A 10,066-nucleotide genomic window follows, 5' to 3' on the forward strand; every position below is an offset into this window, starting at 1 on the left:
GGGAATAGTGAAAATACCACACGGTATATAGAATATCTCTACCAATTTGAAAAGTTTAGGAATACATTAAACCTTACTTTATAACTAATAAAGCGAAATAGGCCCTCATTTGAAATACATCGAGAGGGGCTGACGGGTATGGAAGAAGGAGCATGTAAGACAACTCAACCTTCCAGTGTAAATAGGTACATTATTGTGCTGAGAAGGTCAAATCCATACATTATAGTACATGAACTTTCACATATGGTTGAAAATGAGCTGAACTTAAGCCTAGAGCAGGAATTTCTCCATAAAGTCTATCAGGATATTGAGCAGAATCTAAAGCAAGCAAAGATTCTTGTACAGAGAATTATCGGTCAAGTTATATTTAAGGAGATACAAGCTTATCAGACTGCAAAATCACGCGCGTCGGAATTATTTGCACGCTATTTTGAGCTATTTGCTTGGGCTCAGGAGGTTTACCCTAAAGATAAAGAGCACTTAATTCGCACTCAAGATTTAAACAGGGCATTTCTTGCTATTGACTAATGAAAAAAGAACTGCCTAGACCCACAAGTAATGGACAGAATAGATAAGGAAATAAGGAAATAAAGAAATACAGCAACAAAACTGCCATTCAAAACGTGACCAAAATGCAAAGTAGCTGGACTGGTAAATTTTCTCCTGGGGGCAAAAAAATTAGCTCTATCTTTGGGATGATGATTAACTTAGCAGAATATAGTTAACTTTCACGGCATTTTAGAGTATAGTTTTTATAATTAAAGTACTCGAACATACGTGAAAACTATCTTAGCTGTTGAAACAAGCTGCGATGAAACTGCGGCAGCAGTTGTAGATAGTGATAAGCAAGTCCTTGCCCACGAGATTCTTTCTCAAACAGAACACAAAAAACGCGGTGGGGTGATCCCCGAAATAGCTTCACGTGCTCATATGGAGCGTTTAAGTGGTCTAATAAAAAGCGCTATAGAAAAATCTAACCTTAATTTTTGTGACCTGGATGCGATTGCAGCAACATCAGGACCAGGGCTCATAGGTGGATTAATAGTTGGCACAATGATGGCCAAAGCGATTGCACATGCAGCACAAAAACCATTCATTGCAGTTAATCATTTGGAAGCACATGCACTGGTTATTAGGTTACTATATGAAGTCAAATTTCCGTTTTTAGTCTTATTGATATCAGGCGGTCATTGCCAATTTTTAATCGCACAGGATGTGGGTAAATACATTAAACTTGGAGAAACACTAGACGATTCGTTGGGTGAAGCGTTTGATAAAGTTGCTAAGATGCTGGGTTTGAGCTATCCTGGAGGCCCACTAATTGAAAAATTAGCTGAAAAAGGTGATGGCACAAGATTTAAACTTCCAAGAACGATGAAAAAACATCCTGGATGTAATCTTTCGTTTTCTGGAGTCAAAACAGCAGTAAAAAACTTAGTGCAAGAACTTGAAATGAGCGAGCAAGATGTGTGTAATGTATGCGCTTCATTTCAAGAGTGTATTAGCGATATATTACTCGATAGAGTCAAAAATGCGGTTATTATGGCTGCATCTTTAAATATCAAAATCAATGATTTTGTAATTACTGGCGGAGTTGCAGCAAATAATTTCCTGAGGGAAAAATTAAAGAAACACATAAACTTGAACGTGTTCTTTCCTCCAAGCAACCTATGTACAGACAATGCAGTAATGATTGGGTGGACAGGCATCGAAAAATTACAGAAGAGTTATATGGATTCACTAAATTTTGCACCAAGGCCGAAGTGGAAATTGGAAAGTTATTAGGGACTCTCCATTCTGAACTAGGTAGTAAAGAAAACTATTTCTTTTGCCATTGTTTATATTTTCTATTTATATATATTAATATTTTACTATATCAACTTAAAGTTAGTAGCTGCTGTTAACATTTTTGCAATAAAAGTTGTATATGGTGCATGTAATCAAGTTAAAAGAAAGATTATGGAAATCACGCCATCGATAAAAAAGGAATTGAAGCAAAGTACGCTATACACCTGCTTAGAGAAGTGTAAAAGTGCATTTTGGTTCATTTTCTGGTTTAGTTCAGGAATCAACTTGTTAATGTTATTCCTGCCACTTTACACCTCTCAGGTGCTTGATCGGGTGATATCGAGTGAAAGCGTATCGACGCTAGTTATGCTGACAATCATCACTTTATCCGCGTTTGCGTGTTCTGCAATGCTCGAAACCTGTCGATATTTAGCCATGGCAAAGATTGGTGACTGGATTGACAAAGCTGCAACACCAGATCTGATAGTAAGATCAATTAGGTTGACATCAGTGCAGAGCTCAACTTCCAGTGGTGAAGCAATACGAGATCTTGGAGTGATAAAAAACTTTATTACAGGAAATAGCATATTTTCACTATTTGATACCCCATGGTCATTAATTTACCTTATTGTGATATTCATGATACATACCTATACGGGATTTATAGCTATTGTCGGAATCTTTATGTTAGTTTCTATGGCAATGTGGAATGAACTTGCCACTAAACGTATATTGCAAGAAATTAACGAAGAAACTATATGGAATATCAATACTATAGATGTTGCAACAAGAAATGCAGAAGTGGTTGAAGCTATGGGTATGTCAGAATTCATAGTTTCTGATTGGTGCAAACGAAACGACCAGAACCGCGCAATGCAAATCAAAGCACAAAATCGCTCTAACGTAATTACTGGAATCACTAAGTTTCTGCGTTCGACTCTGCAAATATCGGTAATTGGAACAGGTGCATTACTTGCAATTACAGCCCATAAAACTGCTGGTAGCATCATCGCTGCCTCAATTTTAATGGGTAGAGTATTGGCTCCATTTGATGCAGCAGTTCATACTTGGAAATTTCTAAATCAGGCCAGAATGTCGTATGGCAGACTGCAAAGACTTATACTCATGTCACCAAAAAGAGAACAAACTATGGCTCTACCAGAACCTGAAGGAAGACTGGAATTTGACAGAGTATTTTTTACTCCTTATGGGAGCAACAAACCAACAATAAAAGGGATATCATTTGTTATAGAGCCAGGAGATGTAGTGGGCGTTATTGGTGCAAGCGCTTCTGGTAAATCAACCATTGCAAAGTTAACCGTTGGTGTATGGAAACCCATATCTGGTGTAGTCAGGCTAGATGGCGCCAATGTATACACTTGGAATCGAGAAAATTTTGGTAATTATGTTGGTTACTTACCTCAGGATATTGAGTTATTTAATACCAGTGTCAAAGCCAATATTGCTCGCATGAGACCAGACCCAAATCCTGAAGAAATAATCAAAGCAGCAAAAATTGCAGGAATACATGAATTAATACTGAGTTTACCAAATGGATACGATACAACGATAGGAAGTTTTGGAGTAACACTTTCTGGTGGGCAGAAACAATTGCTTGGCCTTGCAAGAGCTTTTTATGGAAACACAAAGCTTTTGGTGCTTGATGAGCCAAATGCCAACCTGGACAGTAGTGGAGAGGCATGCTTAATTAATGCAATTAACGTTGTAAGAAAGCAAAATACCACAACTATTATTATAACTCACAAACTACCGTTATTATCTGTGGTTGATAAAGTAATCCTCATGTCAGATGGCGTCATTTATGCTATGGGACCGAGAGATGAGATTTTAAGCAAATTGGCTACCTCATCACCAAATACTGCAGAAGGTGAATGTTCTTCAGCAAGTGGTTAGCTGTTTTTTTGCACTACCTTGTCCACCTAATTTTACCACTCCATTGAGCGGATACTATCAATGTAATAAAACAAGACCTTTTTAGTCAGTTCAAAATCTTCCAGAGTATCTCCTTCGCATCTCGCTGTAATGCAGTTTTGTGTATTTGACACTCTAAGGAGCCACCAACCTTTATTATCTTTGTTGGTTACCTTAATACCATCAAGCTCTGAGAATGCAATATTTTGTTGCTCTAGCGTTTTCTTTATTGATTCAATTATTTGAGATTTTTTCTCATCTCTAACTACAACCTTCACTTCATGAGTGATATATAATTTTGGTAAATCCTCAACCATCTCAGATAGACTTTGATTTTTCTTAAGTAAAACGTCAATGGCTTTAATAGCAGAATATAATCCGTCATCAAAACCTAGCTCAGAGAAGAAAAAATGTCCACTTAGTTCACCTGCAAATTTTGCCTCTTCCTCTACCATCTTTTTCTTAACTGGTGAATGTCCAGTAGCGCATGCAATTACTCTCCCTCCTAATTCGCTGACAAAGTTATGTACTTTCATACTCATTTTTATATTAGCAATAACTTTGCTTCCTGGATATTCTTCCAATACTTCACGTGCAAAAATCATAAATAAATGGTCATTGGAAACAACATTGCCTTTATTATCAATTAAGCGTACCCTGTCGCTATCACCATCGAGTGCAATACCAAGATCACATTTATTTTCTCTTACAACATCAATTAATTGAAGGAGATTTTTCTCCTCTATGGGATCTGGGTCGTGCAGTGGAAATGTTCCATCTATAGAGTTATTGGTTACGATATGTACATGATCTGGCAAGATCTTTTCAATATACCTCGTAATTCCACTTGCTGGGCTATTACCAAAATCCCAGGCTATTTTTAGCTTTTGTGTAGAGTTATTCTTGAGCGCACCTTTTAATATGCAAATATACTCACTATATATATTTATGTTAATTGAGCTGCCAATTTTTGTATCGTTCTTAATCAGACTACTTATAACTTCCTTTATTTCTTGATCTGAGTAAACTTTCTTACTGTTGAAAAATTTAAAGCCATTGTACTTGCTGGGGTTATGTGAAGCGGTGATCATAATGCCAAGATCTGCTTGCATGATTTGTGTTGCAGCATAGAGCATAGGTGAAGAGCATAGTCCAACGCGTGTAACATTTGCTCCAGATAGAGTTAACCCCCTTATCAATTCTTTTTCTATACTCGGCGAATTCATTCTGCTGTCATAGCCTACACAAACATTAGCTACAGTTTGGCCAAATTTTCTACCTATCTCATATCCATCACTGATCTGCAGGTCCTTGCCTACTATACCTCTAATATCATATTTTCTTATGATAGCCTTATCCATATTATCTATTAAATAGTAAATAACCTTTTAGTATACAGAGAGAATCCACAAATACTCAATCTAATTTACGCTTGTGTTGATTAATTTAACTTAAAAATTTTAATATTCTTATTATACTGTTTAATAAATGAGATAAAGTAATGCTAGGGGAAAACGAAGATGTACTTATAGTTAAGAGTCAAAGTTCAGATGCAGGTAAAACAGCAAGAAGTAATGTGCTGGAGGCTATTAAAAACGGCAAAAATTTTCAGGAAGCTATAAAGAAACTAGAAAAAGAAAAATCAATCTGGTACCTTAATGATCCTTTACACAAAGATAAGAACATCACAGAGCAGATAAATTTGAAATGGGAAAAGGAGTTCCAAGAGTTTGAGCAATCAATAGACTCAACGCATGAAGAACTTGAATCATCTTTGCCAAATCAAAGCTTCTCAGCGTATTCAAAAAAAGATAATGACTTCAACATTAGATTTGAAAATAAAGAAGAACCAATAAAAATCAGTAATATCTTAAAAGCTAGCAGTGAGGGTAAGGGTTATCACATATCCCTCGGAGAAAATAGTAAAATAACTGCACGCAGGAAAAAAGATAATGAGAGGCACTATAACTTTGCTGCTCCGGTTCATGTGAGATGACCATTAACTGGTAGGCTAAGGATTCTGAAGGTAATAGTACAAGAATTGAAAGATAAATGTAGCGAAATAGCAGATTTAAAATCTCAGTTAAAAGATAAAGAAAGTAAAATCCAACCGACAGACAAAATCAACTAAGAGCTACAAAGGAAATTAGAGCAAAATAAATCTAAGCTAGGTACATTAATGAGAGAGAATGCAGAGCTGGAAAACAATCTGAGGAAAAAATTAGAAGATCTAGAAGGCGATAAAGAAAAGCAATTAGAAAAACAGTTGATGGAAGCAAAAAGGAAAACGAGATGTTGACTGAAAAGGTGAGTCAATTATCTAAAGAATTGAATGAATTACAGGGAAAAAAAGAGGCTTTAGAGAGAAAAATTCAACAATCTGATGAAAGTCTCTTGTAGCTGAAATAGAGTAGGTAAACGAGAAAAAAGATAAGAAAGTGAGGAATTTAGAGGAAGAAATTAAGCAGAAAGATGATAAGATACAGCAGATAATGAAAGAAAAAGAGGAATTAGAAGAAAAGTTTCAAGTGGAAATAGATAGCCTAGAATGTCAGCGTAGGGAGCAAGAAGACATTTTAACACATGTATAAAGAGAGTTGTATTTTACCAAAGAGGATTTAAAGCAATTGCAGAGTACATCAGAGCAAAAAGAAGTTGAAGCTAAAGTGCCTGAAACACGAAACCAGGGTACACAAGCTGTGGATAAAAGCTCAAATAAAAAAATTAGTGGGTTAATACAAGAAAATAAGAATTTGACTAGAGATAAACAAACTATATCTGAGCAATAAAAACAGAAAAGTAAGAGAGACTGACGAGCTAAAGAAAAATTTAAAGCAATTACAAGAAGAAAACAAGCAACTAAAGCAAAAAGCTACTAAAAATGTAGGGCTTGATGTATCGTCTTCAACAGATCAAAAAGAAACTAGAGAAATGGAAGTCCAAACTTATGTAAAAAAGGATGATTTTCTTGATTTATACGATAAAGAAGGCAAATATGTCAAAACATATTATCAGATCCAAGCCCAACTCCTGCTGAAGTTGTAGAAGTAGAAATTCGACCACAAAGCATCATGGATTGGCATGCTCCATTCCAGAAGATAAGCCGGAAAAGCTAATAGACCCATTAAAACCTACTAAGGTAAGTACGGAATCATCAGATCTAAGCCTAACTCCTGCTGAGGATCCAGAAAAATCACGGCATAAAGTTGATCTAGTTGCCATAACCTCTGCCAGTTGGGAATATCTCAGCGTCACTGCTATTAAATTAAGGAAGGAATGATCAAAAACTGAACCAAAAAGATTCAAAATAATTAAGAAATTGTGATAACTGCTAAAGCAAAAAAGGATAAACTTGAAAGCAGATAAACTCTGAAATGGAAACGTTCAAAAAAGTATGTCAAACCGAGAAGTAAAAACATAATAGAAATAAATAATGGAGTTTGACATGAATCAAAAAATAGAAAACAGAACAACCGAATTGGCAGATTATAAAGAACTGGAAGCAAATATACTGTCATCAATAATGGAAGGCGGACCGTTCACCGGAAGGAATGATGCATTAACACCATTGATAAAAAAGTTGCTGGAAGCAAGTCTGGAGAGTGAAATAGAAAATCACTTATCTGCTGAAAGCGAAGAAAATAATCGGAGGAATGGGAGAAATGGAAAGACCTTACATACAAGTGCAGGATCACTTGAGCTGTTAACGCCAAGAGATAAGAAGGGAAGCTTTGAACCCCAAATAGTCAAAAAAAAAGCAGAAGAGCCTATCCTGAACTTGAAGCAAAGGTCTTAAGCACATATGCTAGTGGCATGGGATACAGAGATATAGTATCACATGTAGAGGAAATTTATGACCATAAAATATCTGCAGCAGATGTTGTCTTTTAAAATCCGTCAATCTTTTTGAAACTTCAAATAACCTGCTATTATACACTTAGGCTGAAAATGATAAACATGCATACTAATAGATCTAAGAAATACAAAATAGCAGCGTTAATAGTTGCGGCAGGAGTAGGCAGTAGATGCAGTGACTCGATTCCTAAGCAGTACATAAAACTGGCAGGCAAACCTGCTTTATTTCATACAACCAAAAAACTTTTGACTAACCAATACATAGATTATGTAAGAGTAGTAATTAATAAAGATTATAAAGATTTTTACGAATATTTTTATAAAGAAGTAATAGACTTCTTATGTAACTGTCATTTAAATGAAAAATCAGCGGAGCACCTCTTCCAGCACGTAAGGCAGGAATCGATAAGAAAAGAAAATATGGATCCAAGTAGTCAAGCTACTTGGATGATAGAAGGTGTAGATACTAAATTACTAAGTCCAATATACGGAGGAAAGAGTAGGCAAAATTCAGTTAAGTTGGGACTTGAAAGCTTACAAAAAATTAACCCAGATTTTGTTGTTATACACGATGCTTGCAGGCCCTTCGCATCAAATGCTCTGATAGATAACTTAGCTCAGTCTATGGTTGATGGTCAACATGCAGGAGTAGTGCCAGCAATAGAAGTCGAAGATACCATGTCATTAAAAAATGATAATTTTATCGAGTCCACGATTTCAAGAGAAAAACTCAGAGCTATACAAACTCCTCAAATTTTCAATTTCAAAGAATTATTGTCATGCCACCAATCAACCAAAGAATTCATTGATGATTCATCGCTAATGGTAGAACACAAAAAACATGTTGCGATTATTAAAGGTGAGAAAAGCAATTTTAAGTTAACCACGAAAGAGGATATTAATATGGCAAAGCTCCTTCTTGAAGAACAAAAGTATCGTATTGGCACTGGTTATGACATACACAAGTTCGTTAAGGCTCAAAGTAAGGCTGAAAACTTTATAAAAATTTGCGGTATAGAAGTTGAGCACAACATGGCAATAGAAGCGCATTCCGATGGTGATGTTGTAATACATGCAGTTGTCGACGCAATACTGGGAGCACTGGGATGTGGCGATATAGGAGAGCATTTTCCCCCTAGTTCCGCTGAGTGGAAAGATTGTGATTCGTCTTACTTTCTCAGCTTTGCTACTACAAAAGTAAAAGAAAAAGGATAACGTGTATCTAATTTAGATATTACTATAGTTTGTGAGGAGCCTAAAATATCGCCTTATAAAGCAGAAATGAAGAAATCTATATCAAAGGCATTGGAGATTGATAGCGAATTTGTAAATATCAAAGCAACCACTGCAAAAAAGTTAGGTTCTATTGGCAGAAATAAAGGAATAGCAGCACATACCTCTGTATTACTATACAGGCGTTGCGTGCTGGGATGACACCATCATAAAGTGAAATGAGATGTATACTCAAACGCTTCGGCCCAAAAAAATATTTATTGTTTAGTAAAAAAATCTTACTTAAGTTATATAAAGCACAGAATCATAGACTCAATATGTACCACATTCTAAAATACAAAGATTATGAACCAAAAATAGACGAGAGCGCCTTCATCGCGAGTGGTTCGCATGTCATAGGTAAGGTTGAAGTAGGAAGAATACGAGCATTTGGTTTAATTGCATAATCAGAGAAGATGTTGGATCAATCAAAATAGGTGACGAAACAAACATTCAAGATGGTACGATAATTCATGTGAATAGAAACCTAGGTGGTGACACAATTATTGCCAGTATGGTAACGGTTGGGCATTTTTGTATGCTGCACGCATGTATAGTGCATGACAAAGTATTTATTGGCATGGGCTCTACCGTGACGGACCATGCAATTGTGGAATCTGAGGCTATGATAGCTGCAGGCTCGCTAGTGACGCATGGAAAAGTGATAAAAAGTGGAGAAATATGGGCTGGCAGGCCAGCAAAATTCTTCAAAAAAATGTCAAGTAAAGAAATTAATCATATTACACAATCAGCACAAAATTATGTTATGTTGATGAGGGAGTATAAAAACTAAAAGCAGGGAATGTTAAATAAACCATATCAAACCCATTTTTAGTTTAACTCAATTTTCAGTCTGTCAAGGAAGAAAATGCTGAGTTGAGATATAGTTAATACCCAATCATGTACAGGCATAGTCCACTTTCCTTTGCCTTCTTTATAGCACAATATACCTATTTGTACAAGGCATTTGTGCTGGTAAATGAGCCCTTGGTTTCGGTAAATTTTCTGATTCGCCGATGTGACCCTTAATAGGATTAGTAGTATAAATTAGCCTCCTAACCGGGCCAGAATACTTGAAATAACCAGATAAAATTTCTCATTTATTCTGCCAAGATTTCACAACTAATGGATACTTTTCTCCCCATTTTTCTCCAATTCAAGTGAGTATAGCCCTTCTGATAACAGTCAGGAATAATCAAAGAAACACAAAATCTACGAC

7 protein-coding genes and 5 pseudogenes are annotated in these 10,066 nt (G+C 36.0%); 9 read left to right on the forward strand and 3 right to left on the reverse strand.

Annotated elements, in window-relative coordinates:
• From IHO13_RS06015 to IHO13_RS02780, 3 genes and pseudogenes are all read left to right on the forward strand, one after another.
• Window positions 1–725: pseudogene (locus IHO13_RS06015) on the forward strand (WD_0702 family putative metalloprotease); the annotation flags it as partial.
• A gap of 52 nt (window positions 726–777) precedes the next feature.
• On the forward strand, window positions 778–1,785 hold the full coding sequence (tsaD, locus tag IHO13_RS02775; protein ID WP_225538175.1) for a tRNA (adenosine(37)-N6)-threonylcarbamoyltransferase complex transferase subunit TsaD: 1,008 nt from the start codon (window positions 778–780) through the stop codon (window positions 1,783–1,785).
• A 174-nt stretch (window positions 1,786–1,959) separates the two neighbouring features.
• Window positions 1,960–3,702, forward strand: a complete 1,743-nt coding sequence (locus IHO13_RS02780; protein WP_225538176.1) for a type I secretion system permease/ATPase — start codon at window positions 1,960–1,962, stop codon at window positions 3,700–3,702.
• 32 nt (window positions 3,703–3,734) lie between these two features.
• On the opposite strand, the gene IHO13_RS02785 is transcribed toward IHO13_RS02780, so the two are convergent.
• Window positions 3,735–5,081, reverse strand: coding sequence for a phosphomannomutase/phosphoglucomutase (locus tag IHO13_RS02785; RefSeq protein WP_225538177.1), 1,347 nt, complete (start codon window positions 5,079–5,081; stop codon window positions 3,735–3,737).
• A gap of 140 nt (window positions 5,082–5,221) precedes the next feature.
• On the opposite strand from IHO13_RS02785, the gene IHO13_RS02790 reads away from it, so the two are divergent.
• The 3 genes from IHO13_RS02790 (at window position 5,222) to IHO13_RS02800 (ending at window position 6,509) form a co-directional block, all read left to right on the forward strand.
• Complete coding sequence (locus IHO13_RS02790) at window positions 5,222–5,716, forward strand: hypothetical protein (protein WP_225538178.1); 495 nt, start codon at window positions 5,222–5,224, stop codon at window positions 5,714–5,716.
• 442 nt (window positions 5,717–6,158) lie between these two features.
• A complete protein-coding gene (locus IHO13_RS02795; protein WP_225538179.1) occupies window positions 6,159–6,311 on the forward strand; it encodes a hypothetical protein in 153 nt (50 codons plus the stop codon).
• 6 nt (window positions 6,312–6,317) lie between these two features.
• A complete protein-coding gene (locus IHO13_RS02800; RefSeq protein ID WP_225538180.1) occupies window positions 6,318–6,509 on the forward strand; it encodes a hypothetical protein in 192 nt (63 codons plus the stop codon).
• A gap of 280 nt (window positions 6,510–6,789) precedes the next feature.
• Here the strand turns inward: IHO13_RS02800 and IHO13_RS02805 are convergent, their stop codons facing one another.
• A complete protein-coding gene (locus tag IHO13_RS02805) occupies window positions 6,790–6,942 on the reverse strand; it encodes a hypothetical protein (protein ID WP_225538181.1) in 153 nt (50 codons plus the stop codon).
• 223 nt (window positions 6,943–7,165) lie between these two features.
• On the opposite strand from IHO13_RS02805, the pseudogene IHO13_RS02810 reads away from it, so the two are divergent.
• The 3 pseudogenes from IHO13_RS02810 to IHO13_RS02820 all read left to right on the forward strand — a co-directional run.
• A pseudogene (locus IHO13_RS02810) lies at window positions 7,166–7,602 on the forward strand (transposase); the annotation flags it as partial.
• A 66-nt stretch (window positions 7,603–7,668) separates the two neighbouring features.
• A pseudogene (gene ispF / locus IHO13_RS02815) lies at window positions 7,669–9,009 on the forward strand (2-C-methyl-D-erythritol 2,4-cyclodiphosphate synthase).
• 116 nt (window positions 9,010–9,125) lie between these two features.
• A pseudogene (locus IHO13_RS02820) lies at window positions 9,126–9,640 on the forward strand (gamma carbonic anhydrase family protein).
• Between the two features lie 38 nt (window positions 9,641–9,678).
• Here IHO13_RS02820 and IHO13_RS02825 read toward each other — a convergent pair.
• Window positions 9,679–10,003: pseudogene (locus IHO13_RS02825) on the reverse strand (transposase); the annotation flags it as partial.
• Window positions 10,004–10,066: the final 63 nt, after the last annotated feature.

Origin of the sequence: Wolbachia endosymbiont of Mansonella perstans, assembly GCF_020278605.1 — a bacterium.
Classification (GTDB): Bacteria; Pseudomonadota; Alphaproteobacteria; order Rickettsiales; family Anaplasmataceae; genus Wolbachia.